Raw genomic sequence first — 26,860 nt, forward strand, 5'->3', positions numbered from 1 at the left:
CACCGGATGCGCATCAAGGCCACCCTCCGCCGCCCCGGCGGCTCGGCGAGCAACCTGCAGATCACCGCCGACGCCACGGCGAGCGTGGGCGACATCGCCGAGGCGATCCACCTCGCCGATCCGCAGCTGAGCGAGTACCAGCGCGCCCAGGTGCCGGAGGGCCTGACCCTCCAGGTCACCGGCACGGGCGGCGAGCAGCGCCTGGTCGACCCCACGTCCAACCTGATCGAGGCGGGCGTGCGCTCCGGCTCGGTGCTCGAGCTCGCCCGGCACAGCGAGGGCTTCAGCTCGGGCGGCCACGGCCCCGCGGCGGCGACGCTCCGGGTGCTCAGCGGGCCGGATGCGGGGGCCGAGTTCCCGCTCCCCTTCGGTTCCAGCTACATCGGCCGTGAGCGGGGCATCGACGTGCGCCTGAGCGACGGCCTGGTCTCGAAGCGGCACGCCCGCATCAACATCGGCGAGCAGGTCGAGATCGTCGACATGAAGTCGGCCAACGGTCTGCTGATGGGCGGCGAACAGGTCGCACGCACCACCCTGAGCTCCGCCGACGTCGTCGTTCTCGGCGACACCGCGATCTGCGTGGTGCCGCTGCAGCGGCTCGGCGGCGCGGCCCCGTCCACCCCCGTGATCGAGTTCAACCGCTCCCCGCGGGTCGTGGCCAGGTACCCCGGCTCCGAGTTCCCCGCACCGACCCCGCCGAAGCAGCCGCAGCCCCTCCGCTTCCCGCTGGTGGCGCTGATCGCCCCGCTGATCATGGGCCCCATCCTGTTCGCCGCGACCGGCAACGCCCTCAGCCTCGTCTTCATCGCGCTGAGCCCGATCCTGATGATCGGAACCTGGCTCGACCACAAGCTGCAGACCCGGGCACAGCTGCGGAACGCGATCAAGCAGTTCACCGAGTCGCTCGATGCCTTCGTCGCCTCCATGCACGAGCGCCAGCGGGTGCAGCGGGCGGTGCGGCTCACCGAGGCCCCGGCGGTGGCCGCGACGATCGACGCGGTGCAGCGCCTGGGTCAGCTGATGTGGACGCATCGGCCCGAGCATCCGTCGTTCTTGACCGCCCGCCTCGGGCTCGGCACGGCCCTGAGCCGCGACGTGGTGACCACGCCGAACGAGAACGACGCGCTGCCCGAGTACTACGCCCAGGTCGAGCAGACCGCCGACCGCTTCTCGCGGATCGACGGCGTGCCGATCGTGGTGGAGCTGCGGAAGGCCGGCGCCCTCGGTGTCGCCGGGCCCGCCGAGCAGCGGCACGGCGTCGCCCGCGGCATCGTGACGCAGCTCGCCGCCCTGCACTCCCCCGCCGAGCTCGTGGTCACGGCGCTGGTCTCGCCGAGCTCCCGCTCCACCTGGGAGTGGCTGGAGTGGCTGCCCCACACCAGCTCGCCGCACAGTCCGCTGGCCGGCGACCACCTGGCCGACAACCCCGGCTCGGGATCCGCGCTGCTCGCCCGCCTCGAGGACCTCATCTCCCGTCGCACCGCCGGCGCCCCCTCACCGCGCGGGCCGATCGACCCGGACGCCAAGAGCGGGGACGACGAGGTCGCGCATCCGATCACCCCGTCGGTGCTCGTCGTGATCGAGGACGACGCACCGCTGGACCGCGGGCGTCTGACCCGGCTCGTCGAACGCGGTGCCGATGCGAACGTGCACGTGGTCTGGTCGGCACCCTCGATCGCCGCCCTGCCGGCCGCCTGTCGCAGCTTCGTGAGCGTCGACCAGGACGCCGCCGGCGCGACCGCGGGCCAGGTGCGGCTCGGCGAGCACACCTTCCCGCTCGAGTGCGAGACCGTCGACGCCGACACCGCGCACCGCCTGGCCCGCCAGCTCTCGCCGGTCGTCGACGTCGGGGCGCCGGTCGACGACGACTCCGACCTGCCCCGCCAGGTGTCGTACCTGACCCTGGTGGGCTCCGAGCTCGCCGACGAGCCCGAGGCGGTGATCGACCGCTGGCGCGAGAGCAACTCGATCGCGCTCCGCGACGGCTCCCCGCACGTGCGCCGCAAGCAGGCGGGCTCGCTGCGCGCCCTGGTCGGGCACTCGGGCACCGAGCCGTTCTACCTCGACATCCGCAACCAGGGACCGCACGCGCTCGTCGGCGGCACCACCGGTGCCGGCAAGTCGGAGTTCCTGCAATCCTGGGTGCTCGGCATGGCGGCGGCGCACAGCCCCGACCGGGCCACCTTCCTCTTCGTCGACTACAAGGGCGGCGCCGCCTTCGCCGAGTGCGTCGGCCTGCCGCACACCGTCGGTCTCGTCACCGACCTGAGCCCCCACCTCGTGCGGCGGGCCCTGACGAGCCTGCGGGCCGAGCTGCGCTACCGCGAGCACCTGCTCAACCGCAAGAAGGCGAAAGACCTGATCTCGCTCGAGAAGACGGGCGACCCCGACACCCCGCCAAGCCTCCTGATCGTGGTCGACGAGTTCGCCGCGCTCGTGAACGAGGTGCCGGAGTTCGTGGACGGCGTCGTCGACGTCGCCCAGCGCGGACGCTCGCTCGGGCTGCACCTCATCCTCGCCACGCAGCGACCGGCGGGCGTGATCAAGGACAACCTGCGCGCCAACACGAACCTCCGCATCGCCCTGCGGATGGCCGACGCCGACGACTCCAGCGACATCCTCGGCGACCCGATGGCCGCCTACTTCGACCAGTCGATCCCGGGCCGCGGCGCCGCGAAGACCGGACCGGGACGGCTCGCGCCCTTCCAGACCGGCTACGCGGGCGGCTGGACCACGAGCACCCCGCCCCGCCCCCGGATCGACCTCGTCGAGATGGACTTCGGCGCCGGCGCCGCGTGGGAGGTGCCCGAGGACGAGGAGACCCCCGAGTCGGTGGAGCAGGGGCCGACCGACATCGCGCGGCTGGTCACGAGCATCCGTCACGCCGCCTCGATGGCGAAGATCCCCGAGCCCCGCAAGCCCTGGCTCGACGAGCTCGCGGCGGTCTACGACTTCTCGCTGCTGCCCAACCCGAGAACGGATGAGCGGCTGCTGCTCGGCGTGATCGACGACCCGGCCAGCCAGAGCCAGCCCACGGTGTTCTACGAGCCCGACCGCGACGGCAACATGGCCGTGCTCGGCACCGGTGGCTCGGGCAAGAGCGCCACCCTGCGCACCATCGCGGTCTCGGCCGCGGTCACGCCGCGCGGCGGCCCGGTGCACGTCTACGGCCTCGACTTCGGCTCCAGCGGCCTCAGCATGCTCGAGGAGCTGCCCCACGTCGGGGCGATCATCTCGGGCGACGACGAGGAGCGCGTCGTGCGCCTGCTCCGCATGCTGCGCGACCTCGTCGACGACCGCTCGATCCGCTACTCGGCGGTTCGCGCCGGATCGATCGGGGAGTACCGGCGGATCGCCGACGCGCCCGCCGAGCCGCGCATCCTCGTGCTCGTCGACGGCATCGGCGCCTTCCGGGAGCAGTACGAGTTCGGCGGGCACTCGGCCTGGTTCACGACCTTCGCGCAGATCGCCACCGACGGCCGCCAGGTCGGCGTGCACATCGTCGTGGCGGGCGACCGGCCGAACTCGGTGCCGGCCTCGCTCGGCTCGACCATCCAGCGCCGGCTCGTACTTCGCATGGCGAACGACGACGACTACGCCCTGCTCGGCGCCCCGAAGGACACGCTCAGCGCCGTCTCCCCGCCCGGTCGCGGCGTGATGGACGGCAACGAGGTGCAGATGGCCGTGCTCGGCGCCGACTCGAACGTGGCGATCCAGTCCCGCGAGATCTCCAAGCTCGCCGAGGCGATGCGCCGGCAGGGGGTGACGGATGCTCCACCGATCCTGACCCTCGGTGACGCGATCCCGCTCGGCACGCTCCCCGCGGTCGCGGCGGGGCAGCCCGTGATCGGGGTGCGCGACGACACGCTCGGCGCCCTCGGCATCGCGCCCGCGGGAGCGATGCTCGTCGCCGGAACCGCCGGCAGCGGGCGGTCGACGGCGCTCGCGACCATCGCGACGGCGCTGCGACGGGCCGACCCGGGCATCCGTCTCGTGCACATCTCGCCACGCAAGACGAGCCTGACGCCTCTGCCGCTCTGGAGCCTGTCGCTCAGCGACCCGGCCCAGATTTCGGCCTTCGCCGACGACGTCACGGCCCAGCTGGACGCCGAGACGCTGAGGCCGACGCAGTTCGCGGTGTTCGTCGAGAACGTGGGCGAGCTGAACGGCGGCCCGGCCGAGGCCGACGTGGACCGGCTGGTGAAGCGGGCGCTGCGCGACGACGTGTTCGTGATCGGCGAGAGCGAGTCGTCGACCTGGTCGGCGGCGTGGACCCTCGGCGGAGCCTTCAAGAACTCCAAGCGCGGGCTGCTGCTGGTGCCGGGAGATCTCGACGGCGACTCGCTGCTCGGCACCTCGCTGGGTCGGTTCAAGCGGGCGGATCTTCCGCCTGGCCGGGGGTTCTACGTGCAGGGCGGCCGGGTCGTGAAGCTGCAGGTGGCCACCAGGGACGACTGATGGGGACTTCTCCCCATCGCCGTCTGCGACAGGTGTCAATAGTGTCTTCCTTGTGAGACGCACTCACAGGAAGTAGCGGATCCGGACAGTCCGGGCCGCGGAGATGAAGGAGAGAATCATGGCCGTTTGGGGTCTCGATGTCGAGCAGGTTCGCGGACTGAGCAAGCAGCTGAACACGCAGTCGCAGCAGGTGCAGCAGATCCTCACCACGCTCACCAGCGCGCTGCAGAACGTGCAGTGGACCGGTCCGGACGCGGAGGGCTTCCGCAACGAGTGGAACACCACCCACACCGCCGCGCTGAAGCAGGTCATCACCGCTCTCGAGGACGCGTCGCAGAAGGCGTCGAAGAACGCCAGCGACCAGGAGTCGACCTCGAACGCCTAGCGTTCGCGGGGCGGGGGCTGCGGCCTCCGCCCCTTCGCTGTCTCCTCCCCCGTCCTCCAACCCCGCACACGCTGAGAGGGTGTCATGCCTGGTGGTTTCTACGGCGCCGATGTCGACGAGCTCCGCACGCTCGCGAAGAAGTTCGACACGGCCGCCTCGCAGCTCGAGACGGTCGGCACGACCCTCACCTCGAGCATCAATCAGACGCAGGCCTGGCAGGGCCCCGACGCGGTGACGTTCCGGAGCGACTGGAACGGCATGCACACCTCGCAGCTGAAGGCGGCGGTCGCGGCGCTGACGGCCGGGAGCGAGGGGCTGCTGAAGAACGCGGACGAGCAGAACGCGGCGTCGACGGATTCGATCGGGGGCGGGTCGGGTGGGTCCGGTGCCGGGGGCTCCGGGGGCTCCGGGGGCTCCGGCGGCGGCTCGACCGGCAACGGCTCCGCGGGCGGCGGGGGCGGAGGCGGCGGGGGTGGCGCGAACGACGGCGGTGACGACGGCAACGGGCCGTGGACCGGCAGCCGCTCCGACACCGACGTCTCGGGCTCGACCGGCATCGGCACCGCCGAGGGCAAGGCCGAGGGCACCTGGCAGTGGGGCGCGGGAGCGGCCGCCGAGGGCGAGTTCGGCGACGACACCTTCGGTGGCGAGGGCTCGGCCAACGTGCTGGCGGGCGCCGAGGGTACTGCCTCGGCCGAGGGGTCCTTCGGCTGGGACGAGGGGTTCGAGGGTGAGGCCAGCGCGGGCGGATTCGTCGGCGCCAAGGCCGAGGCCGAAGGCTCCGTCTCGGCACTGAACGGCTTCGCCGAGGCGGAGGGCAGCGCATCCGTCATGGCGGGCGCCGAAGCCAACGCGAACATCGGCGCCTCGATCGGCCCCGACAGCATCGGCGTGAACGCCGGCGTGGACGCGTTCGCGGGGGCGAAGGCCGAGGCCGAGGCCTCCGCCTCGGTGGCCGGCGCGACCGCCACCGTCGGCGGCGAGGTCTACGCCGGCATCGGCGGCCACGCGAACATCGACGTCGGGGTCGACGGCGACACCTTCAACGGCACCATCGACGTCGGCGCCGCGCTCGGCATCGGCGGCGGCGTGAGCTTCGAGTTCGAGATCGACGCCTCTGACACCATCGACGCCATCGGCGGCCTGTTCGGGCTGTGACCCGACTTGCCCTCCCCCTCCACTTCAGAAAGGCTCGAACCATGCCCAACACCCTGACCTTCCCCGGCGACGCGGCTCCCGGCTTCCCCTCCATCGGTCTCACCGTGCCCGACGACTGGTCGCCCCTGGCCGCGCCGGGGGCCGTGCTGGCCGCCGGCAAGGCCGTGGAGCCCGGCACCTTCCGCCCGAACATCGTGGTGGCCGTGACGCGCTTCACCGCGGGCTACCCGCTGCAGGCGGCGATCGACGAGGTGGTCGCGCGCGTCGAGGCCATCCCCGGTGTCGTCGAAGGCGGCCGCGAGGAGCTCGAGGTGCTCGGCCGCGACGGCTACCGCATCGAGTTCAGCTACCCCGACGAGCGCGTGGGTACGCTCATGCAGGGCGTGCGCATCGCGGTGGTCGAGAACGGGCCGATCGCCGACCTGGTGCAGATCACCGCCACCGCCACCGGCTCGCAGGCCCTGTCGCTGTGGGGCGAGCTGCGCGAGATCCAGTCGAGCGCGGTGACGACCGTCTGATGGCCGCTTCGCTCACCGACGCCCAGAACGCCGTGCTCGCGCTGAACAGCGACGAGCTCCCCTTCGTCTACACCGCGGAGCCCGACGGCGTCCGCGCCACCTGGAAGTACGCCGACATCAAGTGGGCCTCCTTCACGGCGGCCGGCCTGATCGACCGCAGCTACGAGCTGCGGGTCGCCCTCGACCCGGCCGAGGGCACCTGGACCTTCCACGAGACCGACACCTCCTCGAGCGTCACCGCTCGCGCGCGCCCGGGCGGAATCGGCATCTCGGGCGGCACCTCGACGTTCTCGGGCCGCCAGAAGTCGGTGTCCTTCCAGTTCGGCGCCACCCCGGTCGCCGCCGAGTCGACCGACCGCCAGGGCACGCACGTCGGCAACACCTACGGCTACGCCTTCACGACCGACGAGGTGAAGGCGCCGCTCGTCGCCGCGCTCACCGCGGCGGGCTACGAGCCCGAGAAGAAGGGCTTCTTCGGCAAGCTCTTCGGCGGCTGACCCCGCCGCCCACGCCGCGGCGGTCCCCTCCGTCAGTCCCTCAGCTCGGCCCGGCGGAACCGCAGCTCCCGCTCAGCACCCTTCAGCGGCGACCCCTCGAAGGGCAGCGCGGAGAGCTCCACCGACCCCGCTGCGCGGAGCGCGATGGCCTCGGCCGACCGCGCTGCCCGCTGCGGCAGACCGATCGCATCGGCGAACTCGGCCCAGTGCCGCCGCCGCAGCCGGGTGGTACGGCCCGCGATCGGCAACGCCAGGCTGTCGTCGCCGTAGAGCAGCGTGCACGGAACGTCGTAGATCGGCGCGATCGCCGTCCGGCCGTCGGGGCCTCCGAGCACCGCGACGTTCTTGCCGTGCAGGTCACCGTTGCCGGTCAGCCACGCGAAGACGAACTGCAGATAGAGGTTGCGCACCGCGACCACCGGTGCCGCGCACAGCCTGGACAGCGCGGCTACGGCGTCGGCCGCGTCGATGCGGTACTTGTCGGCAGGGGGAAGCGCGAGCGCCTGGGTCGCGTCCTCGACCGGCAGTCGCCGCCATCCGTCGCCCACCCGGACCCGGTCGAAGCGCCGCACCAGCAGCCCGTCGGCGCCGAGCCGGTCGTGCACGACGGTCGCACTCGAGACCGGGAGCCGCAGGGACCGCGCCGCGGACAGATGGACCGCCTCGTTCCGCACGAGATGCGGGTAGGCGGGCGGGTCGAGCTTCAGAATGAACCGACCGTCCTCGAGGGCCAGCGGGCTGCTGATCATCTCGGCGCTCAGCTTGTCCTGCACGCCGGGCAGGCCGTGCCGGTCGATCTCGTCCACGACGGCGGAGAACTCCTGCTCCGCGAGGCCGCCCGTGACCACGGACGGCGCATCGACCGGAGCCGTGCCCCGAGGCACGACCTGCACGTCTCCCGGCACATCGGCCCCTACCGCGAGCAGCAGGGTGAGCTCGTCGTCGAGGCTGGTCTTCACCGCGCTCCGCAGCACGGTGAGGCGGCGGCCCTCGGGGAGCAACCCGGCGAAGAACGCGGGCAGGCCACCTCCCCCGGTGACCTCGACCGCGTCGAGCGGCAGCGTCGACGCGATGGGGGTGGCATCGGCGCTCGCCACGAAGTCGGGCCGATACGAGAAGCGGATGCCCGCTCCCGGCACCCGCTCGAGCGACGCCGCAAGGCTCCCGGCCTTGTACACGTCGGCCGCCTCGACGAAGCGGAGGTCGGTCAGCTCCCCGGGATCGGTCACCGGGCGACCTCGACGCGCAGGCCCAGCACGGAGAGCACCGAGAGCAGGGCGTCGACGCCCGGATTCCCCCGCCCCGTCTCGATGTCGCGCAGGGTGCGCACGGAGATGCCGGCGAGGTCGGCGAGGTCGTGCTGATCGAGCAGCGCGGCTCGCCGGTTCTGCCGCACGGCCGTGCCGATCTCGACACGATCAGTTCTCGGCGGCGACATTCTGCCGATTCGCTCCTGCATGGGGCCAGGTTATCGTCGTGCTCGTCGAAAAGGCAAGATCCTGCCGATCCTGTGCTTTCTTGCGCCGATGCCGGTCAACGAGGGCCTGGTCGGCAGGATGTCGCCGGTCTGGCCGTGGTTGAGGGCGGGGTGCAGAGGGTGTAACTTTGCAGTCTGCGCAAGTTTCTGCGCGGTCCGCCTTCTCTGCCCCCGAGGACGCCCATGTCTCGCGCCGAATCCGCCGCACAACCCACGAACCGTCAGGCCAAGGCCGACGCCCGCAACCAGGCGTTCGCCGAGTCGGGCGGGCGCATGACGCACCGCCAGATCCTGTTCATCATCTTCGGCCTGATGGCCGGCATGTTCCTCGCCTCGCTCGACCAGACCATCGTCGGCACGTCGATGCGCACCATCGGCGACGACCTCGACGGCATCAGCCTGCAGGCCTGGGTCACGACCGGCTACCTCATCCTGTCGACCATCTCGACCCCGCTCTACGGCAAGCTCTCCGACATCTTCGGCCGCCGGCCGCTCTACATCATCGCCATCGCGATCTTCCTGGTGGGCTCGCTGCTCGCCGGCCTCGCCACGAACATGTACGAGCTCGCGGTCTACCGCGCCATCCAGGGTCTCGGCGCCGGCGGACTGATGTCGCTCGCGCTCACCGTGATGGGCGACATCCTCGCCCCCCGCGAGCGCGCGAAGTACCAGGGCTACTTCCTGGCCACCTTCGGCATCTCCAGCGTGATCGGCCCGCTGCTCGGCGGCCTGCTCTCGGGCGCCGACCAGATCCTCGGCATCACCGGCTGGCGCTGGATCTTCCTGCTGAACCTCCCGATCGGCGCCGTCGCGATGGTGATCGTGCTGCTGTTCCTGCACATCCCGCACACCAAGCGCGCGGTGCGCATCGACTGGTGGGGTGTGGTCGCGGTCATCCTCACGGTCGTGCCGATCCTGCTGGTCGCCGAGCAGGGGCGCGAGTGGGGCTGGGGCTCGTGGGGCGCCATCCTCTGCTACGTGCTGGCCCCCATCGGCCTGGTGATGTTCATCCTGGTCGAGCGCCGCATGGGCGACGACGCGATCATCCCGCTGAAGCTGTTCCGCTCGCCGACCTTCTCGATGGCCACCATCCTGGGTGTGCTGGTCGGCTTCGGCATGTTCGGCGCCATGATGACCATCCCGAACTACCTGCAGATCGCCACCGGGGCCACCCCCACCGAGGCCGGCCTGCTGATGATCCCGATGGTGCTCGGCCTGATGATCTCCTCGATCGTCTCCGGCCAGCTGATCTCGCGCACCGGCCGCTACCGCCTGTTCCCCATCCTCGGCACCGGCCTCCTCAGCGCCGCGTTCTTCTACCTCACCTTCGTCTCGGCCGACAAGCCGGTCTGGTACGTGCTGATCGGGATGCTCGTGGTGGGCCTGGGGCTCGGCCAGCTGATGCAGACCCTCACGATAGCCGCGCAGAACTCCGCCGGCCCGCGGGACATCGGTGTCGCCACCTCGTCATCGACCTTCTTCCGCTCGATCGGTGGAACGCTCGGCACCGCGGTCGTGTTCTCGGTGCTGTTCGGTCGCCTGGGCTCGACGCTCGCCGCCTCGTTCACCGACCCCGCGATCATCGCCGGCACCCAGGCCGCGGCGGCCGACCCGGCCGTGCAGGCCGACCCGGCGAACGCCGGCATCCTGCAGGTGCTCGCGAACGCGCAGGCCGACCCGTCGAGCCTCGGCGACGCCCTGAGCGGCGACACCTCGTTCCTCGTCGGCGCCGACCCGCGGCTGACGCTGCCGTTCGTCGACGCGTGGGCGAACGCGACCTCGACGGTGTTCTGGGTCTGCCTCGCGGTGGTGCTGGTGGCGTTCGTGCTGAGCTTCTTCCTGAAGGCGACTCCGCTGCGCCAGAAGTCGGCCCTCGAGGAGAGCGCGGCGGCCGACGCGACTGCCGCGCGCGAGGCGGAGGCCGAGCGCGACGACACCGCGGTGCGGGCGCAGCTCGCTGCGGAGGAGATGGGCGCGCTCGTGCTGCCCGACACCTCCTCCACCCCCGCGCAGCGCCCGCGCGAGCACTGAGCCCGCGCCGTCAGAACGAGCGGAGGTTGCCGCGCAGCCCGGCGTCGCCGTAGCTCGAGCGCAGGATGCCGCGGCGGCGCAGCACGGGCACGAGCTCGTCGAGCATCCGATGCACGGTCACCGGGTGCAGATCGCCCGAGAAGATGAAGCCGTCGTTGTCGGCCTCCTCGCCGAACTCCTCGATGAAGTCGGCGATCTCCTCGGCGGTGCCCACGTAGCCCTCTCGGGACGAGATGCGGCCGAGCCGCGCCTTCGCGGTGAGCAGCTCGCGCAGGGTAGCGTCGGCGAACGAGTCGTACCGGCCGAGCAGCCCGCGGATGCTGCCCTTCGAGACGTGGTCGCCGAAGATCGCCGGGTCGACCGGGCGGTCGAGGTCGAGCCCGGTGAGGTCGGTCTCGAGGTCGCTCGACCAGGCGGCGGCCACCGTGTGCAGCGCCGCGTCGTCGGGGTGCAGCGACGCGTCGACGATGCGCTGCGCCTCCTCGGGGCTCGCCGCGACGATCGGCTTGAACACGAACAGCACATCGATGTCGGCCGGAGTGCGCCCCGCGGCCGCCACGGCCTCGTGCACCTTCGCGCGGTAGGCCCGCACGGTGTCGAGGTCGAGCGAGGCCAGCGCGAGCTGCACCTCGGAGTGGGCGCCCGCGAAGCCGAGGCCGCGGGGCGATCCGCCGGGCGAGACCACGACGGGGTCGCCGCTCAGCTCCGCGGGCCCCAGCGACGGGAAGGGCAGCGCGTTCAGCGGCCCGTCGAAGGTGAAGTGCTCGCCGCGGTGCCGCACGGGGTCGAGACGGCTGCCGTCGGCGAAACGGCCGGTCGCGGGGTCGGCGATGAGCGCATCCGCCCCCCAGCTGTGCCACAGCTCGCGGATGCCCGTGAGCCACTCCTCGGCCCGGTTGTACGCCTGGTCGTGGGCGAGCGGGGCGGCGCCGAAGTGGCGGCTCGAGCCGACGTCGGTCACCACGTTGATGCCGAAGCGCGCGTCGCTCAGGTGCTGCAGCGTCGCGAACTGGCGGGCCGCCTGGTAGGGCGGGTAGGCGAGCGGATTCACGGTCGGCGCGATCCCGAGATGCTCCGTCGCGGCGAAGAGGTAGGGCGCGAGCAGCAGGGGGTCGTGCTTCGGGCCGCCGTACGCGGAGCGGATGCGGAGGTCGAGGGTGTCGGCGTTGCCGAGGGAGAGGGCGTCCTCGATGATGACGAGGTCGAAGCCCGCGCGTTCGAGGTCGCGGGCGGACTGCTGGTAGAGCTGCGGGCTCGTCCAGCGGTCGTTCCAGTCGAAGTAGGGGTGGCCCCAGCCGTGCGGGCCGAAGCCGCGCGAGAGGAACCAGCCGAAGTGCTGCAGGCGGCTCACGCGGGCACGCCCGCCCGTTCGCCCGCACCCGCCGCCGGGGCGTCAGAGGCCGGGGCGTCAGCGGCCGCGGCGGCCGTGCCGATGGCCTCATCGGCCCCCGTCGGCAGCCCAGCCAGCGCCTGCGCCAGATCGGCGATCAGATCCGCCGGGTCCTCCACCCCGATCGACAGCCGCAGCAGCCCCGGCGCGATGCCCGCCTCCGCGCGCTGCTCGGGCGTGCGCCAGGCGTGGGTCGTCGTCGCCGGGTGCAGCACGAGCGAGCGCACGTCACCCAGATGCGTCATGCGCGTGAACAGCTCGAGCCGGTCGTAGAAGGTCTTCGCCGCGTCGAGCCCGCCGTGCAGCGTCACGGCGAACACGGCGCCCTGGCCGTCGGGCAGGTAGCGCCGGGCCAGCTGGTGGTAGGCGCTCGAGGGCAGGCCGGCGTGGTCCACGCCGGCGACCTCGGGCTGCTCCTCCAGCCACCGCGCGATGGCGAGCGCCGACGACGACTGCCGGTCGACGCGCAGCGACAGCGTCTCGATGCCCTGCTGGATGAGGAACGCGTTCAGCGGCGATGGGGTCGGCCCGAGCCGCGCGGCCACGACGTCGCGGGCGTAGGCGAGGAACGCCCCGCGCCCGAAGCGCTCGGCGAACGAGCGGCCGCCGAGCGATCGCACCGGGCTGGTCAGGTGCGGGAAGCGGGGGCTGCCGTCGGCGGCCGCGCCGTCCCAGTCGAAGGTCTCCCCCGCGACGACCACGCCGCCGAGCACCGCCCCGTGCCCCGCGAGGAACTTGCTGGCCGAGTGCACGACGACGTCGCCCCCGTGCTCGAGCGGACGCAGCAGGTAGGGGGTCGCGAAGGTGTTGTCGACGATCAGCGGGATGCCGTGCCGATGCGCCACCTCGGCCACGAGCGCCAGGTCGACGATGTCGTTCTTGGGGTTCGGGATCGACTCGACGAAGAAGGCGCGGGTGCTCGGCCGCACCGCCAGCTCCCAGGCGAGCGGGTCGTTCGCGTCGACGACGAAGTCGGTCTCGATGCCGAGGCGGGCGAAGTTGTCGAGGAAGAGCCCGCGCGAGCCCTCGTAGATGCTGTTCGCCGAGACGAGGTGGTCACCCGCCTGCAGGAGGCCCAGCACGGCGACGGTCACCGCCGCCTGACCGCTGCCGACGAGCACCGCCTCGGTGCCGCCCTCGAGGGCTGCGATCCGGCGTTCGACCGCCGCGTTCGTCGGGTTGGCGAGGCGGGTGTAGCTGAAGCCGTCGTCGGCCCCCGAGAACCTGTACGCTGCCTGCTCGAAGTCGTCGAAGACGAAGCCCGCGGTGAGGTGCACGGGGGTCACCCGGGGGTTGATGCCGTCGCCGCGCACGTCGCCGGCGTGCACCTGCCGGGTCGCGAAGCCGTGCGGGGTCGCCGTGCCGTTCGGGGTCACTGTGCCGGAGCGGAGGGGGCGCGAGTCGTCGGTCATGATGAACCAGCGTCGCACGAGCATCCGGATGCCCCGCCTTATGCGAAGTTCTATTACGAACGGGGCGGCCTGTACACTGCAGAGAGCGCTCTCTCGTACCCGGAGCGAGCGTGCCAGCACCAGGCGAAGGAGCAGTGCCCCGCATGACCACCTCATTCCCGCCCGGATTCCTCTGGGGATCGGCGACCGCTGCCGCCCAGATCGAGGGCGCCGCCTTCGAGGACGGCAAGGAGGCCTCGGTCTGGGACGCGTTCTCCCGCGTGCCCGGCGCGGTGCTGAACGGAGACACCCCCGACGTGGCCGTCGACCACTACCACCGCATGCCGGAGGACGTCGCACTGATGAAGCGGCTCGGCCTGCAGTCGTACCGGTTCTCGACGAGCTGGGCGCGCATCCGCCCCGGTGACCGCGACGTGAACCCGGCCGGGCTCGACTTCTACTCGCGGCTCGTCGACGAGCTGCTCGAGGCCGGCGTGCTGCCCTGGCTGACGCTCTACCACTGGGATCTGCCGCAGGCCGTCGAGGAGACGGGCGGCTGGGCGAACCGCGACACCGCCTACCGGTTCGCCGAGTACGCCGAGATCGTGCACGGGGCGCTGGGTGACCGGGTCGCCAACTGGACGACCTTCAACGAGCCGTTCTGCTCCTCGCTGCTCGGCTACGCCTCGGGTGTGCACGCCCCGGGCCGCCAGGAGCCCGCCGCCGCGATCGCTGCCGTGCACCACCAGCACCTCGGCCACGGCCTCGCCGTGCAGCGCCTGCGCGAGCTGGGCGCCGCGCACATCGGCATCACACTGAACCTCACCAACGCCGTGCCGAAGGACGCCAGTGACCCCGCCGACCTCGAGGCCGCCCGCCGGGTCGACGCGCTGAACAACCGCATCTTCCTCGACCCGCTGCTGCGGGGCGATTACCCCGACGACATCCGCACCGACCTCGCCGACCTCGGCCTGACCTTCGGCGACGACGCGCTGGTGCGCCCGGGCGACCTCGAGATCATCGCCCAGCCGCTCGACTTCCTCGGGGTGAACCACTACCACGACGACATGGTCAGCGGTCATCCGCTCGAAGTGCCGGCCGACCCGTCGCTCGTGCCGGCCGATCCGCACGCGGTGGCCGGGGGCATCCGCTCGGTGGGCTCGCCCTTCGTCGGCTCGGAGTACGTCACCTTCCCGCTGCGCGGACTGCCACTGACCGGCATGGGCTGGGAGGTCAACCCGAGCGGGCTGACCCGCCTGCTCGTGCGCCTCGGCGAGGAGTACCCGACGCTGCCGCCGCTCTACGTTACCGAGAACGGTGCGGCCTACGACGACGAGGTGTCGGCCGACGGCGCCGTGCACGACGAGCTGCGCACGACGTACATCCTCGACCACATCCAGGCGGTGTCGGATGCGATCGCCGCCGGTGCCGACGTGCGCGGGTACTTCGTCTGGTCGCTGCTCGACAACTTCGAGTGGGGCTGGGGCTACGGCAAGCGCTTCGGCATCGTGCGGGTCGACTACGACACCCTCGAGCGCACCCCGAAAGACAGCGCGCTCGCCTATGCGGCGCAGATCGCGGCGGCGACGGATGCCCCCGCCGTCGACCCGGCGTCGGCCGCCCTGCTCGGCTGAGCCGCCGCTCCGGCCCGCACGCGCCCGACCCGGGCCGCACGCGCCCCGCTAGCGCGCCCGGGTCGCAGAAACGGCCCTTCCCGCGAGGGTGAAGGGCCGTTTGCGCTACCGCGTGTGCGGGGTCAGTTCTTGAACGCATCCTTGACGTTCTCGCCCGCGTTCTTGAGGTCGGCCTTGGACTGGTCGGCACGACCCTCCGCAACCTTCGAGTCGTCGTCCGTCGCCTTGCCGAAGGCCTCCTTGGCCTTGCCGCCCAGCTTCTCGGCCGCGTTCTCGATCTTGTCGCCTGCACTCATCGTGGGCTCCTCTCTCGTCGGTGGGGGCTGATCGCCCTCACGAATCACCCTGGCCCTGTCGCGCGGCGCCGCAACCGACTCACAGCGAGCGTCCACCTCGGGTGCGCAGGGTGCGCGGCCGCCCGGCACCCGGCACTGCGGGCGGGTGGCGCGGTGGGCGGGTGGCGCGGCGGGCGGGCGGTGCGGTGGGCGGGTGGCGCGGTGGGTGGGTGGCGCGGTGGGTGGGTGGCGCGGTGGGCGGGTGGGTCAGGATGCGAGGCGGCGCTCCACGAGCAGGTCTGCCGCCCGCGACGGCGTGAGCCCGTCCGCCTCGGCCAGCGCCAGCACCTCGTCGAGCCGCGCGCCGAGGGCGTCGATGCGCGCCAGCACCTCCTCGCGCGACGAGCCCGGCGAGCCGAGGTGGATGACGCCGCCCGCGTTCACCACGTAGTCGGGCGCGTACAGGATGCCGCGCGCCGCCAGCCGGTCGCCCCCGTCGGCCTCGGCGAGCTGGTTGTTCGCCGGGCCCACCACGGCCCGGCAGCGCAGCTCGTCGATCACGGCGCCCGTGAGCATGCCGCCGACCCCGGCCGGCACGAAGACGTCGGCCTCGAGTCGATGCGCCTCCGCCGGCTCGACCCAGCCGGCGCCGAGCTCCTCGACGGCGGCGCGACGGGCGGGGTTCACGTCGGTCGCCGTCACGATCGCGCCCGACCGCACCAGCGTTCGGGCGAGCCGGCTGCCGACCTGGCCGAAGCCCGCGACCGTGACCCGCAGGCCCTCGACCGAATCGATCCCGATGCGCGGCAGCACCGCGAGCAGGGCGGCGTGCACCCCGCGGGCCGTGAACTCGCCCGGGTCGCCGTGCCCGCCGTCGGACTCCGGCAGCCCCACCACCGACGGCGTACGCCGGGCGACCACGGCCATGTCGGCCGACCCGGTCGCCACGTCCTCGGCCGTGACGTACGACCCCTCGAAGGAGGCGACGAGATCGCCGAGGTCGAGGAATGCCGCCTCGCGCCGGGCGGCGTCGAGCGGCTCGTCGGGAGCCATGATCACGGCCTTGCCGCCGCCGTGCGCGAGCCCGGCCAGGGCATTCTTCGCGGTCATACCGGCCGAGAGCCGCAGCGCGTCGGCGACCGCGTCGGCGACGGTGTCGTAACGCCAGAGCCGGCAGCCGCCGAGCGCCGGCCCGAGCCGCGTCGAGTGCACGGCGACCATCATCACGAGCCCGGAGCGGGCTCCGCGCACCACCTCGACGCGCTCGTGGCCCGCGGCGTGCGGGCGGGCGGACAGCAGAGGGGGCTCGGTGGTGTGCGTGGGGGCGGCAGGCTGGTCGGCGGTGATCGTCATGGTCATCATGATGCGATCGCGCTCGATCGGGCGCAAGAGTGACTAACCTGAGTGGTCAGAACGCTCACTCGCGCCCAGTGCGAGGCCCTGAGACTGATCGGAATGATCGATGACATCTGACGCGACCGCCGCCGCCGCCACGGTCGACCCGCTCCTCGACGGCACCGACCGGCGCATCCTGAGGGAGCTCGATCGCGTGCCACGGGCCACGGTGGCCCACCTCGCCGAGCACCTGAACCTCGCGCGCGGCACGGTGCAGGCGCGCATCCGCCGACTCTACGACGGGGTGCTGCTGCCCGAGACCACGAAGGTGCCCGCCGCGGCCGTGGGCCGACCGCTGCGCGCCTTCGTCACCGCCGAGATCGACCAGGCGCGGTTCGAGGGGCTGATCGACGAGATCGCGCGCATCCCCGAGGTGGTGGGCTGCCTCGGCATCTCGGGTGAGAGCGATCTGCAGATCGAGGTGATCGCGGTCGACGCCGACGACGTGTATCGCATCACGCAGGCGCTGATGGAATGCCGGGGCATCCGGCGCACCTCGACCGCCATCGTGCTGCGCGAGCTGCTCGGACGACGGATGCACCAGCTGCTCTGACCCGTGACTCGCACGGGCCGGCGCCGGGGTGTGGGGCCCCGGCGCCGGCGGTCGGCGGCGCTACTTCGTCGCGGCGGCCAGCGCGTCGACGAGCTGGTCGAGGCCCCAGGGCAGCGACAGCGCGGTGGGCGGCGAGACGGCCGCGATGTACTGCGTGCCGACGAGCTGCGCCACGTTGCCCGACTGCACGGCCGGGATGACCGAGGTCTGCGGGGCGGTCAGGAACGACGCGGCGGCCTCGGGCGTGTCGGCGTAGTCGAGCACGACGTCGGCCTTCAGCTGGTCGAGCTGCTCGTAGCTCAGCGTGTAGAAGAAGGTCGAGTCGCCGTTCGCCAGCTCGTCGACGGCCGGGGCGCTCTCGAAGCCGAGGTCGAGCATGAACTCGACCCGCGGGTCTTCCTTCTTGTAGACGTAGAAGGTGCCCGCGCTGTCGACCACGGCGGCGATCGTCTTGCCCTCGAACTCCGGATGCGCGGCGGCGGCCGCGGCGAGCTGGTCGTCGATGCCCTGCAGCACCTCGGTGGCCTGCTCGCTCTTGCCGAGGGCCTTGCCGACGGTGGTCACGAGGTCGCGCCACGGAGTGCTCCAGGCCTGGTCGGGGTAGGCGACGGTCGGCGCGATCTGGCTCAGGGTCTGGTACTGCTCCTCGGTGATGCCCGAGTAGACCGCGAGGATCACGTCGGGATCGGCCGCCGCGATCGCCTCGTAAGGAGGCTCGTCGTCGGTGGTCTCGGGCAGGATCTCGGGCAGCTGGGCGCCCGCCGCGTCGACCGCGTCGCGCACCCAGGGCAGCACGCCCTGGTCGTCGCCCGCATAGGAGTCGAACGGGATCGCGACGGGGATGGTGCCGAGCGCGATGGCCGCGTCGGTGCTGCCCCAGCCCAGGGTGACCACGTTCTGCGGGTCGGCGGGCACGGTGGTCTCGCCGAAGGCGTGCTCGATGGTGACGTCGCCGCCGGTCGCGGCGGAGTCGGAGGCGGGGGCGTCGCCCGAGGCCCCGGTCGAGCATCCGGCCAGCACCAGGGCGGCGGCGAGGGCGGATGCGGTGAGGGCGGCGAGTTTCAGGCGGCGGGGCACGGGTGTCTCCAGTCGGGGTGATCGGATGCTGTAGTAAGGCTTGGCTTACCTAACAACCATAGATCATCAGGCCCCGTCGTGGAACCGGCCCTTCGGCACGACCATCGGCGATCCGCTCACCGGGTCGGCGACGACGATCGACTCGAGCCCGAAGGCCGTGCGCACGGTCTCGGCCGTGATGACGTCGGCGGGCGCTCCCTCGGCGACGATGCGGCCGGCCGACATGACGACGAGGTGGTCGGCGTAGCGGGCCGCCAGGTTGAGGTCGTGCAGAACCATCACGATCGTGATGCCCTGCACCCGGTTGCGCTCGAGCAGCAGGTCGAGCACCTCGATCTGGTGGGTGACGTCGAGGAAGGTGGTCGGTTCGTCGAGCAGCAGCACGTCGGTCTGCTGGGCGAGGGCCATCGCGATCCAGACGCGCTGGCGCTGGCCGCCCGAGAGCTCCTCGACCCGGCGCTCGGCGATGGCGAGGGTGTCGGTGGCGCGCAGGGCCTCGTCGACGGCGTGCTCGTCGGCGGCGGTCCACTGGCGGAAGAGGCCCTGGCGGGGGAAGCGTCCGCGGCCGACGAGGTCGGCCACCGTGATGCCCTCGGGGGCGACGGGCTGCTGGGGCAGGAGGCCCAGCTGCGTGGCGAGGCGACGGCTGGGCAGGCGGTGCACCTCGGTGCCGTCGAGGGTGACGGTGCCCTTCTCGGGCCGGAGCAGGCGCGCGAAGGAGCGCAGCAGGGTCGACTTGCCGCAGGCGTTGGGGCCGACGACGACGGTGACGCGGCCGTCGGGGATGACGACGTCGAGGCCCTCGACGACGGTGCGCCCGTCGTAGGCGAGGCTCAGCCCGTCGGCACGCAGCTCGTGCGGCGCGGGTGCGGCGACCGCGGGCGACGCGGGTGCGGGTGACGGACGCGCGGCGGCGCGGTCGGGGGGCAGGGAGGTCATGCGGCTCCTCGGGTGCGGTTGCCCCGCGCGAGCAGGGTGAGCAGGATGGGCGCGCCCACGATTCCGGTCACGATGCCCACGGGCACCTGGAGGCCGGCGACGGCGTGCTGGGCGAGAACGTCGGCTCCGGCCACGACGGCGGCCCCGACGAGGGCGCTGGCGACGAGGGCGGGACCGAGCCCGCCCACGAGGCGCCGCGCGATCGGCGCCGAGACGAAGGCCACGAAGGCCACCGGGCCGGCGGCGCCCGTCGCGACGGCGGCGAACGCCACCGCCACGAGCAGCAGCAGCAGTCGCGCCGGCGTGACGCGCACCCCGAGGGCGGTGGCGGCCTCGTCGCCGAGCTGCAGCATCCTCAGCCGCGGAGCGAGCAGCGCGAGCAGCACCGCCAGCAGCCCGGCCGCCACCGCCGTGACGACGAGCTGCGGCAGCTGCACCGTGCCGATGCTGCCGACGAGCCAGAGCAGCGCCCCCTGGGCGTCGCGCACGTCGGCGCGGGTGAGGAGGTAGCCGATCAGGGCCTGGGCGAGGAAGGCGAGGGCGATGCCGATCAGCACGAAGCGGGAGCCGGCGGCGCCACCGGATCCGACGGCGCCCGATCGACCGACCCTCCCGGCCAGCAGCAGGATCAGCGCCGCCGCGATGAGGGCACCGGCGAACGCGGCGCCCGAGACCGCGAGCCCGCTCGCTCCGAATAGCAGCACGGCCGTGACCGCCGCGGCACTGGCCCCCTGCGAGATGCCGATGATGTCGGGGCTCGCGAGCGGGTTGCCGAGGAGGCCCTGGAACACCGCACCGGCCAGGCCGAAGCAGGCGCCGACGACGAGCGAGAGCGCGAGCCGGGGCGCCCGCAGCCCGAGCACGACGAAGCGGTCACCGCCGGAGCCCTGGCCGAGGGCGGCCGCGAGCACGTCCTGCGGAGCCACCACGCGGTCGCCGAGCATCAGCGCCAGCACGGCGATCACGCCGAGCAGCAGGGCGAGCATCCCGACCACCACCACCAGCCGGCGGCGCCCCCCGGCGCGCACCCGCCCGAGCGCACCCGCGCCGCTCACCGCGTCACCGCCCGGTCGCGGCGCACCAGCACGATCAGCACCGGCGCGCCGATCAGCGCCACCACGATTCCCGCCTCGAGCTCGGCGGGCTGCGCGATCAGCCGCCCCACGGTGTCGGCCAGAACGAGCAGCATCGCCCCGAGCGGCGCCGAGTAGGCCAGGATCCAGCGGTAGTCGGTGCCGATCATCCGCCTCGCCAGGTGCGGCACGACCAGCCCGACGAACACCAGCGGCCCCGCGAGCGAGGTCGCCGACCCGCAGAGCAGGATGATCGCCACCCCCGCCACCACGCGCGTCAGACCGACCCGCTGCCCCAGCCCGCGCGCCACGTCGTCGCCGAGCGCGAGCCCGTTCAGCCCGCGGCCGAGCACGAGCGCGAGCACCGCGCCGATCACGAGGAACGGCACGAGCGGCAGCACCGTCGACGCGTCGCGGCCCACCAGCGAGCCCACCGACCAGAAGCGGTACTGGCTGAGCGTGTCGAGGTCGCGCAGCAGCACGAGGGTGATCAGCGAGGTCAGCACGGCGGTCACCGCGGCGCCGGCGAGCGTGAGGCTCAGCGGTGTCGGCCCGGTTCGGCCCGAGGCGACGGCGTAGACGACCACGGCTGCCGCTGCGGCTCCGGCGAACGCGAACCAGATGTACCCGACCGGGCTGGTGACGCCGAACACCGAGATCGCGATGACCACCGCGAGCGACGCCCCCGAGTTCACGCCGAGCAGCCCGGGATCGGCCAGCGGATTGCGCGTCAGCCCCTGCATCAGCGCACCGGCGAGCCCCAGCGCCGCGCCCGCGACGAGCCCGATGATGGTGCGGGGCACCCGGAGGTCGAGCACGACCATCTGCTCGGTCGAGGCGGCGCCGGCGCCCGTGCCCGTGCCCGCGCCGGCCGGGCCTCCGCCGGTCAGGATGCCCAGCACCGTGCCGAGGTCGATCGACCGCGACCCGAGCAGCAGACTCAGCAGGGCGGCCACGACGACCCCGAGCAGCAGCGCCACCAGCCCGAGCACACGGGCCGGCCGTCGCTGCCCGATCAGGCGAGCGGATGCTGCCGCCGGAGCGGCCCGCGTCATGACCCCTCGGCCTTGCCGCGTCTCCAGTACCCCATGAACGCCACCTTGCGGCGATCCACCCCCACCTCGCTGACGAGCAGCCGGCGCAGGGACTTGATGGCCGCGGACTCCCCCGCGAGCCAGGCGTAGAACCGCCCGTGCACGTCGACCGGCGAGTCCCAGAGCATGTCCACGTCGACGTCGATGTCGGCGAGCTCCTGCACGTCCGACGCCAGGGCCGGCGCGATCGCCTCGCGGTGGGTGTCGAGCCAGCCGCGCACCGCGTCCTGCAGCACCCCGCCCTCGTCGCGGGCGAGCCAGGTGATCGAGCCCTCGGCGGCGGTCTGCACCGGCTGCGCGTCGGCCGAGCAGGGCACCTCGATGAAGGCGTGCGCCCGGGTGCCGGCGGGCAGTGACTCGAGGATGGCGCAGATCGCGGGCGCCGCGGTCTCGTCGCCGGCGAGCAGGTAGTCGATCGCCTCGCCCGGCCGCCAGTCGAGGCCGAGGTCGTAGTCGCTGCTGCGGTCGTCGGGGCCGACGATGATCAGCTCGTCGCCCGCGCGGGCGCCCGCGAGCCACACGGCGGCGGGCCCGTCGACCGAAGCGGTGCCCGGCCCGTCGGCAGCGGGCCGTTCGGCGCCCGGCCCGTCGGCGCCCGGCCCGTCGGCTCCAGGATGCCCGGCCTTCGTGTGCACCACGAAGTCCACGTCGAGCTCCCGCTCACCCGGGCGGATCGCCCGCACCGTGTACGTGCGGATCGGGTTCCGCGCCTCCTCGGGCAGCGTGCGCCAGCGCTCGTACCAGGAGCCGTCGGCGAGCACGGCCGGGTCGTCCCAGCCGCAGTCGCCGATCCCGCCGTCGGCGTTCGGGAGCACCAGCTTGATGCGCTGGTCGAGGCCGGCAGTGCCGAAGTCGCCGAAGTCGGGGCCGGTGAAGGTCACCCGGCGGAAGCAGGGGCTGAGCTCCACGATGCGCACGACCTCGGCCCGGAACGGACGGTACGAGGGGCGGCCGTCACGGTCCGATCGGGTGCGCGGTACATAGGTAAGCATTACCTAATTATGCACGCTGCTCCTCAGAGCGCGATGGTAGACCGCGGAGTGCGCCTCGGCGATGGCCGCCCGCTCGGCCTCACGGCGGGCCCGGCGCTCCGCGACCACGGCGCTCCGCTCGGGCGACCCGGGCGCCGTCGCGAGCGGGAGCGCACGGTCGAGCACGGCCTCCGGAGCTTCGCCCGACCCGGCCACCACGACACCGTCCCGCAGCTGCTCGGCGATGTAGCCGTGACCGTCGTCGACCACGACGGCTCCGAGATCCCAGCAGAGCTCGGCCCAGCCGGAGTGGGTGCCGTGCGAGTAGGGCATCACCGCGACGTCGAGCCCCGCGATCCAGCGCTCGAGCGCGGCGTCGCCCTGACGGGGTCCGCGTTCGAGGGTGACGGCCGGGTGCTCCCGCACGACGAGCTCGAGCTCGGCCGCGACGGCGCGGTCGCGCACCCGCTCGTCGAGGCGCAGCACCGCGTCGACCGGTCGCCCCGCTGCGGCGAGCGCCCCGGCGGCGGCGGCCAGCGACCGTGCCACCGCGAGCGCGTCGATGTTCGGCCGGAGGTCACGGAGGTGCGCGCCGACGCGCGGCCGCGCATCCGGAACCCGCACGACCACGGGGTGATGCTCGGCCATGCGGGGGTGCGGCACGACCGTGGCGATTCGGCCCCAGCGCGCCTCGATCTCGGCGGCGGCACCCGGGGTGAGGGTGATCAGCTCGTCGGCGGCCCCGATCATCACGTCGAGCTGCGCCCGGTGCAGGGCCTGGTCGGTGAGCTGCGGGTTCTCCAGGTCGTGCACGGTGAAGACGATCGGATGCCCGGCGGCACGTACGAGCGCGAGCGCCTCGACCAGCTGAGGCGTGGGCACGGACTCGAGACCGAAGTGCACGTGCAGCAGGTCGAAGCCGTCGAGGGCGGCGAAGAGGTACTGCGGGTCGAGCAGCGCCGGCGGCCACCACTGCCCGGGCGGACGGCCGAGCTCGGGGTCGGGCAGGATGTGGGCGGCCTCGGGCCCCGGCGCGACGGACCGCACGTACGGATGCCCGGCCGGGACGCTGGCCACGCGGATCGGGTTCAGGCGCGCAGTCATGTCGGGATCGACGTTAGGCCGAAGCGGGGGGTTCCGCTCGTGCGGGGCGCGGGCAATCGGTGGAGAGTGGAGAGAGTGATCCCGACCCCTGACGACGCCCGCCGGCGTCACTACGGCGCCTTCTACTCTCGGCCGGCGGTCGGCGCCGACGAGACCGTGCTGCTCGCGCTCGGCAACTGCCAGGCCGAATCGCTGCGCCTCGTCGTGCCGGCGTCGGTCGCGACGACGGTGCGCATCCCACCGGTGCACGAGCTGACGGCCGACGACCTGCCGTTCCTCGCGGCGTGGCTCGGGCGGGCGGATGCGGTGGTCGCCCAGCCGATCCGCGACGGCTACCGCGGCCTGCCGCTGGGTACGCGCGAGCTGCTCGAGCAGACGCGGCCGGGGGCCAGGCATGCGGTGCTGCCGGTCATCCGCTTCGCCGGGCTGTACCCGCGGCACCTGATCATCCGGCCGCCGGAGGATCCCTCGGCGAACCCGCCGCTGGTGTCGTACCACGACGCGGGGGTGCTGGCGTCGGCGGCGGGACTGCGGCTGACGCCGCTCAGCGTCGAGGCCGTGCGGGCGGTGGCCGCCGAGTCCATCGAGGCCCTGCGGTTGCGCGAAGAGCGGCACGGCACGGTCGTCGCCTCCGACCTGTTCGCGGCGCCGAGCTTCGACCTCATGCGAACGATCAATCACCCGGGGAACCCGGTCTGGGTGGCGCTCGGCACGCGGGTGCTCGACCGGCTCGGGCTGCCCGGATCGGCGGCCGACCCCGGGCTGCCGCTGCTGGACTCGGTGCACGCGCCTCGGGAGGCCGCCGTCATCGAGGCCTTCGGTCTCGGCGACGAGCCCTCCGCGTCGTGGACCGTCGAGGGGCGGACCGTCTCGGCGGAGGAGGTGCGGGCGGCGCACCTCGAGTGGTACGCCGCGCATCCGGGCGCCGTGGCCGCCGGGCTCAGCCGGCACGCGTCGACCCTGGCCCTGCTCGGGCTCGCGTCGTGACGCTCCCCCGCCTGCACGTCGGCGGCGACCCGCGACACGGGGTGACGCGGTACGCGCAGCAGCTGGCCGACGCGCTGGGGGCCTCGGCGGGGGCCGGGCATCCGGACCGCCTGCACCTGCACTTCACCGACCGGCTGTTCGGGGCCGACCCCGCGGCGGCGGCGACCGCCGTGGAGTCGCTGGCCGCCTCGGGCCCCGTGACCGTGACGCTGCACGACGTGCCCCAGCCCTCGGACGGGGCCGACGGGCTGCGCCGGCGGTCGGAGGCGTACGGGCGTGTGGTGCGGGCGGCGGCCGGGGTGGTGGTGAACAGCGAGCATGAGCTGGGGTTGCTGCGGCGGCACGTGGGCGTAGGCGCCTTCTCGTCGGCGCGGGTGGCGGTGATCCCGCTGCCGGTCGACCCGGCGCCGGTTTCCTCCTCTCCTCCGTCTCCTCTGTCTGGTGCGGCGGATGCTGCACCCACCGTCGGCGTGCTCGGGTTCGTGTACCCGGGCAAGGGACACGACCGGGTGATCCGGGCGGTGGCGGGGCTGCCGGGGGCCGTCGTCGTGGAGGTGCTGGGGCGGGCCTCGGACGGTCACGAGCGGGATCTCGCGGCGCTCGAGTCGCTCGCCGGGTCGCTGGGTGTGGGGTTCGAGGTTACGGGCTATCTGCCCGACGCGGCGCTGCTCTCGCGGAGTCGGACGACGACGGTGCCGGTGATCGCGCACGAGCACGTGTCGGCATCGGGGTCGCTCGCGTCGTGGCTCGGGGCGGGGCGGCGACCTGTGGTCGTCGCGAGCCCGTACATGGAGGAGATGGCGGGGCTGCACGAGGGGGCGCTGGCGGTGACGACCGGCGAGGGGCTGGCGGCGGCGATCGCGAGGGCGCTGGATGATCCGGCGAGCACGTGGCTCGACGATGGGGTGCGGCTCGGGCCGGATACGGCTGAGGTGGCGGGGATGTATCGGGAGTTCTGGCGGGGGGTCGCGTGGTGAGCGGTGCGGGCGGGGCGGGCGGGCTCGGCGGGCAGGGCGCGCGGGTGCCGGGGAACGACTGGAGTGTGCTCGAGGGGGTGCGGGCGGAGCATCCGCCGCTGGTGTCGGTGGTCGTGGTGCACTACGAGCAGCCCGACGATCTGGCGCGCACGCTGGGCGCGTTGGGACGGCAGACGTATCCGCGCGAACTGCTCGAGGTGATCGTGGTCGACGACGGCTCGGCGGTGGCGCCGTCGGTGCCGGCGGGGGTGCGGCTGATCACGCTGCCCGACCGGGGGTTCCGGGCGGCGACGGCGCGCAACCGGGGGGCCGCGGCCGCTCGCGGTGAGGTGCTGTGCTTCCTCGACGCCGACACCGCGCCCGAGCCGTCGTACGTCGCCGAGCTGACGCGGCTGCCGGCCGTGCGCGACGACGCCGTGACGGTGGGGCGTCGGCGGCACGCGGCATTCGAGAACGGCTCGTCACCGGTCGAGGTCGCGGGCCCGCTCGCACCCGCCCCGGTCGAGGTCGCCGGCCCGCTCGCCGAGCTGCCCGAGCCGACGTGGCTGCACGACGCCTACGCCCGGAGCCGCGACCTGCTCGACGCCGACCAGCGTTCCTACCGCTACGTCATCTCCTCGGTGCTCGCCTGCTCGAGCGCCTTCTTCGCCGCGACCGGCGGTTTCGACGAGGGCTTCGACGAGTACGGCGGCGAGGACTGGGAGTGGGCCCACCGCGCCTTCACCCGCGGCGCCGTGCTCGCCCACGTGCCCACCGCCGTCGCCTGGCACAACGGCGCCGACCTCGCCGGGCGCGCCGACGACCCCGACGACCTCCGCCGCCGGATGAACCGCGAGACCCTGCTCCTCCTCAACCGCATCGGCGTGCCGGGCTCGGTCGGCCGCGGCCTCCGCAGCGCGGCCCCCGACATCGTCATCACCCTCCCGCCCGGCACCCCCGCCGCGACCGCGGTCTGCGCCAATCTCCTCCTCGAGGCGCTCCCGGCGGCGCGCCTCGTGCTCGACGATTCGCTGGCCGCCCTCTTCCCGGGTGACGCCCGGGTGCTCGGCCGCAGCTCCAGCGGCGCCTCCACCTCGGGCGGGTCCACCTCCAGCGGGTCCACTCCTGGGCCCACCCCCGGCGGCGCCGCCGCCACCACCTCCACCCGAGCGGATGCCCGCGTCACCGTCACCGCCGACACGCTCGTCACCGTCCCGCGTGCCGACCGCGCATCCTTCTGCACCGCCCTCGCCCGGGCGACCGACGAGGTCGGCGTCGGCACCCTCGGCTGGATCGAGCTGCACGACCCGGCCACGTCGCTCACCCTCACCGTCGCCGCGACGCGCGCCGAGCACCGGCGCGACCGCCGCCCCGACGCCGACGAGTTCACCGTCGAACGCCGCCCGGCGCCGCTCCGGGCGCTTCCCGACGAACCCGACCTCGCGGCCCACCTCGGCGGCTGGTCCGACTGAGGCGACCGCCCCGGCGCGGCCGCCC

23 protein-coding genes are annotated in these 26,860 nt (G+C 73.3%); 11 read left to right on the forward strand and 12 right to left on the reverse strand.

Going from position 1 to position 26,860, the window contains the following annotated elements; genetic code table 11:
• Positions 1–6: 6 nt before the first annotated feature.
• The 5 genes from NVV95_RS15780 (at position 7) to NVV95_RS15800 (ending at position 7,016) form a co-directional block, all read left to right on the forward strand.
• Positions 7–4,458, forward strand: coding sequence for a type VII secretion EssC family protein (locus NVV95_RS15780; protein ID WP_259487506.1), 4,452 nt, complete (start codon positions 7–9; stop codon positions 4,456–4,458).
• 118 nt (positions 4,459–4,576) lie between these two features.
• Positions 4,577–4,843 (forward strand): WXG100 family type VII secretion target, encoded by a 267-nt coding sequence (locus tag NVV95_RS15785; RefSeq protein WP_173181915.1) that lies wholly within the window; start codon positions 4,577–4,579, stop codon positions 4,841–4,843.
• Between the two features lie 84 nt (positions 4,844–4,927).
• Positions 4,928–6,001: a WXG100 family type VII secretion target gene (locus NVV95_RS15790; protein WP_259487507.1), complete on the forward strand. Its 1,074-nt coding sequence runs from the start codon at positions 4,928–4,930 to the stop codon at positions 5,999–6,001.
• Positions 6,002–6,042: 41 nt separating this feature from the next.
• Entirely contained in the window at positions 6,043–6,519 is a 477-nt protein-coding gene (locus tag NVV95_RS15795; protein ID WP_259487508.1) for an LpqN/LpqT family lipoprotein, read from the forward strand.
• On the forward strand, positions 6,519–7,016 hold the full coding sequence (locus NVV95_RS15800; protein WP_259487509.1) for a hypothetical protein: 498 nt from the start codon (positions 6,519–6,521) through the stop codon (positions 7,014–7,016). Before NVV95_RS15795 ends, NVV95_RS15800 begins: the two co-directional genes overlap by 1 nt.
• 32 nt (positions 7,017–7,048) lie before the next feature.
• Here NVV95_RS15800 and NVV95_RS15805 read toward each other — a convergent pair whose 3' ends face one another.
• Positions 7,049–8,245, reverse strand: a complete 1,197-nt coding sequence (locus tag NVV95_RS15805) for a type II toxin-antitoxin system HipA family toxin (protein ID WP_259487510.1) — start codon at positions 8,243–8,245, stop codon at positions 7,049–7,051.
• Positions 8,242–8,475 (reverse strand): helix-turn-helix domain-containing protein, encoded by a 234-nt coding sequence (locus NVV95_RS15810; protein WP_259487511.1) that lies wholly within the window; start codon positions 8,473–8,475, stop codon positions 8,242–8,244. Before NVV95_RS15810 ends, NVV95_RS15805 begins: the two co-directional genes overlap by 4 nt.
• A gap of 291 nt (positions 8,476–8,766) precedes the next feature.
• On the opposite strand from NVV95_RS15810, the gene NVV95_RS15815 reads away from it, so the two are divergent.
• Positions 8,767–10,524 carry an MDR family MFS transporter gene (locus NVV95_RS15815; protein WP_259487574.1) on the forward strand — a complete coding sequence of 586 codons (1,758 nt, stop codon included), beginning with the start codon at positions 8,767–8,769 and terminating at the stop codon, positions 10,522–10,524.
• A 10-nt stretch (positions 10,525–10,534) separates the two neighbouring features.
• Here the strand turns inward: NVV95_RS15815 and NVV95_RS15820 are convergent, their stop codons facing one another.
• Entirely contained in the window at positions 10,535–11,875 is a 1,341-nt protein-coding gene (locus NVV95_RS15820; protein WP_259487512.1) for an LLM class flavin-dependent oxidoreductase, read from the reverse strand.
• The gene (locus NVV95_RS15825) at positions 11,872–13,326 is read right to left on the reverse strand and encodes an O-acetylhomoserine aminocarboxypropyltransferase/cysteine synthase family protein (protein ID WP_259487513.1); all 1,455 of its coding nucleotides are present in this window, start codon (positions 13,324–13,326) and stop codon (positions 11,872–11,874) included. The genes NVV95_RS15820 and NVV95_RS15825 overlap by 4 nt, the downstream gene beginning before the upstream one ends.
• A 143-nt stretch (positions 13,327–13,469) precedes the next feature.
• On the opposite strand from NVV95_RS15825, the gene NVV95_RS15830 reads away from it, so the two are divergent.
• On the forward strand, positions 13,470–14,939 hold the full coding sequence (locus NVV95_RS15830) for a glycoside hydrolase family 1 protein (RefSeq protein ID WP_259487514.1): 1,470 nt from the start codon (positions 13,470–13,472) through the stop codon (positions 14,937–14,939).
• A gap of 122 nt (positions 14,940–15,061) precedes the next feature.
• Here NVV95_RS15830 and NVV95_RS15835 read toward each other — a convergent pair whose 3' ends face one another.
• Together NVV95_RS15835 and NVV95_RS15840 are read right to left on the reverse strand one after the other, a co-directional pair.
• Entirely contained in the window at positions 15,062–15,235 is a 174-nt protein-coding gene (locus NVV95_RS15835) for a CsbD family protein (RefSeq protein WP_179547032.1), read from the reverse strand.
• Between the two features lie 246 nt (positions 15,236–15,481).
• Entirely contained in the window at positions 15,482–16,567 is a 1,086-nt protein-coding gene (locus NVV95_RS15840; RefSeq protein WP_259487515.1) for a Glu/Leu/Phe/Val dehydrogenase dimerization domain-containing protein, read from the reverse strand.
• Between the two features lie 109 nt (positions 16,568–16,676).
• Here NVV95_RS15840 and NVV95_RS15845 point away from each other — a divergent pair, with 109 nt between their 5' ends.
• The gene (locus NVV95_RS15845; RefSeq protein WP_259487516.1) at positions 16,677–17,162 is read left to right on the forward strand and encodes an Lrp/AsnC family transcriptional regulator; all 486 of its coding nucleotides are present in this window, start codon (positions 16,677–16,679) and stop codon (positions 17,160–17,162) included.
• A 60-nt stretch (positions 17,163–17,222) separates the two neighbouring features.
• Here NVV95_RS15845 and NVV95_RS15850 read toward each other — a convergent pair whose 3' ends face one another.
• From NVV95_RS15850 to NVV95_RS15875, 6 genes are all read right to left on the reverse strand, one after another.
• Entirely contained in the window at positions 17,223–18,239 is a 1,017-nt protein-coding gene (locus NVV95_RS15850; protein WP_259487517.1) for an iron-siderophore ABC transporter substrate-binding protein, read from the reverse strand.
• A gap of 66 nt (positions 18,240–18,305) precedes the next feature.
• Positions 18,306–19,178 carry an ABC transporter ATP-binding protein gene (locus tag NVV95_RS15855; protein ID WP_259487518.1) on the reverse strand — a complete coding sequence of 291 codons (873 nt, stop codon included), beginning with the start codon at positions 19,176–19,178 and terminating at the stop codon, positions 18,306–18,308.
• On the reverse strand, positions 19,175–20,233 hold the full coding sequence (locus NVV95_RS15860) for a FecCD family ABC transporter permease (protein ID WP_259487519.1): 1,059 nt from the start codon (positions 20,231–20,233) through the stop codon (positions 19,175–19,177). Before NVV95_RS15860 ends, NVV95_RS15855 begins: the two co-directional genes overlap by 4 nt.
• Complete coding sequence (locus tag NVV95_RS15865) at positions 20,230–21,306, reverse strand: FecCD family ABC transporter permease (RefSeq protein WP_259487520.1); 1,077 nt, start codon at positions 21,304–21,306, stop codon at positions 20,230–20,232. Before NVV95_RS15865 ends, NVV95_RS15860 begins: the two co-directional genes overlap by 4 nt.
• Entirely contained in the window at positions 21,303–22,337 is a 1,035-nt protein-coding gene (locus NVV95_RS15870; RefSeq protein ID WP_259487521.1) for a siderophore-interacting protein, read from the reverse strand. Before NVV95_RS15870 ends, NVV95_RS15865 begins: the two co-directional genes overlap by 4 nt.
• Positions 22,338–22,340: 3 nt before the next feature.
• Positions 22,341–23,420 (reverse strand): glycosyltransferase, encoded by a 1,080-nt coding sequence (locus tag NVV95_RS15875; protein WP_259487522.1) that lies wholly within the window; start codon positions 23,418–23,420, stop codon positions 22,341–22,343.
• 75 nt (positions 23,421–23,495) lie between these two features.
• Here NVV95_RS15875 and NVV95_RS15880 point away from each other — a divergent pair, with 75 nt between their 5' ends.
• Genes NVV95_RS15880 through NVV95_RS15890 form a run of 3 tightly spaced genes read left to right on the forward strand, consistent with a single transcriptional unit; the run spans position 23,496 to position 26,835 of the window.
• A complete protein-coding gene (locus tag NVV95_RS15880) occupies positions 23,496–24,407 on the forward strand; it encodes a WcbI family polysaccharide biosynthesis putative acetyltransferase (RefSeq protein WP_259487523.1) in 912 nt (303 codons plus the stop codon).
• Positions 24,404–25,384, forward strand: a complete 981-nt coding sequence (locus NVV95_RS15885) for a glycosyltransferase family protein (RefSeq protein ID WP_259487524.1) — start codon at positions 24,404–24,406, stop codon at positions 25,382–25,384. Before NVV95_RS15880 ends, NVV95_RS15885 begins: the two co-directional genes overlap by 4 nt.
• Complete coding sequence (locus NVV95_RS15890) at positions 25,381–26,835, forward strand: glycosyltransferase family 2 protein (RefSeq protein ID WP_259487525.1); 1,455 nt, start codon at positions 25,381–25,383, stop codon at positions 26,833–26,835. Before NVV95_RS15885 ends, NVV95_RS15890 begins: the two co-directional genes overlap by 4 nt.
• Positions 26,836–26,860 lie beyond the last annotated feature (25 nt).

Source organism: Herbiconiux gentiana, from assembly GCF_024978135.1.
GTDB classification, from domain to species: Bacteria; Actinomycetota; Actinomycetes; order Actinomycetales; family Microbacteriaceae; genus Herbiconiux; species Herbiconiux gentiana.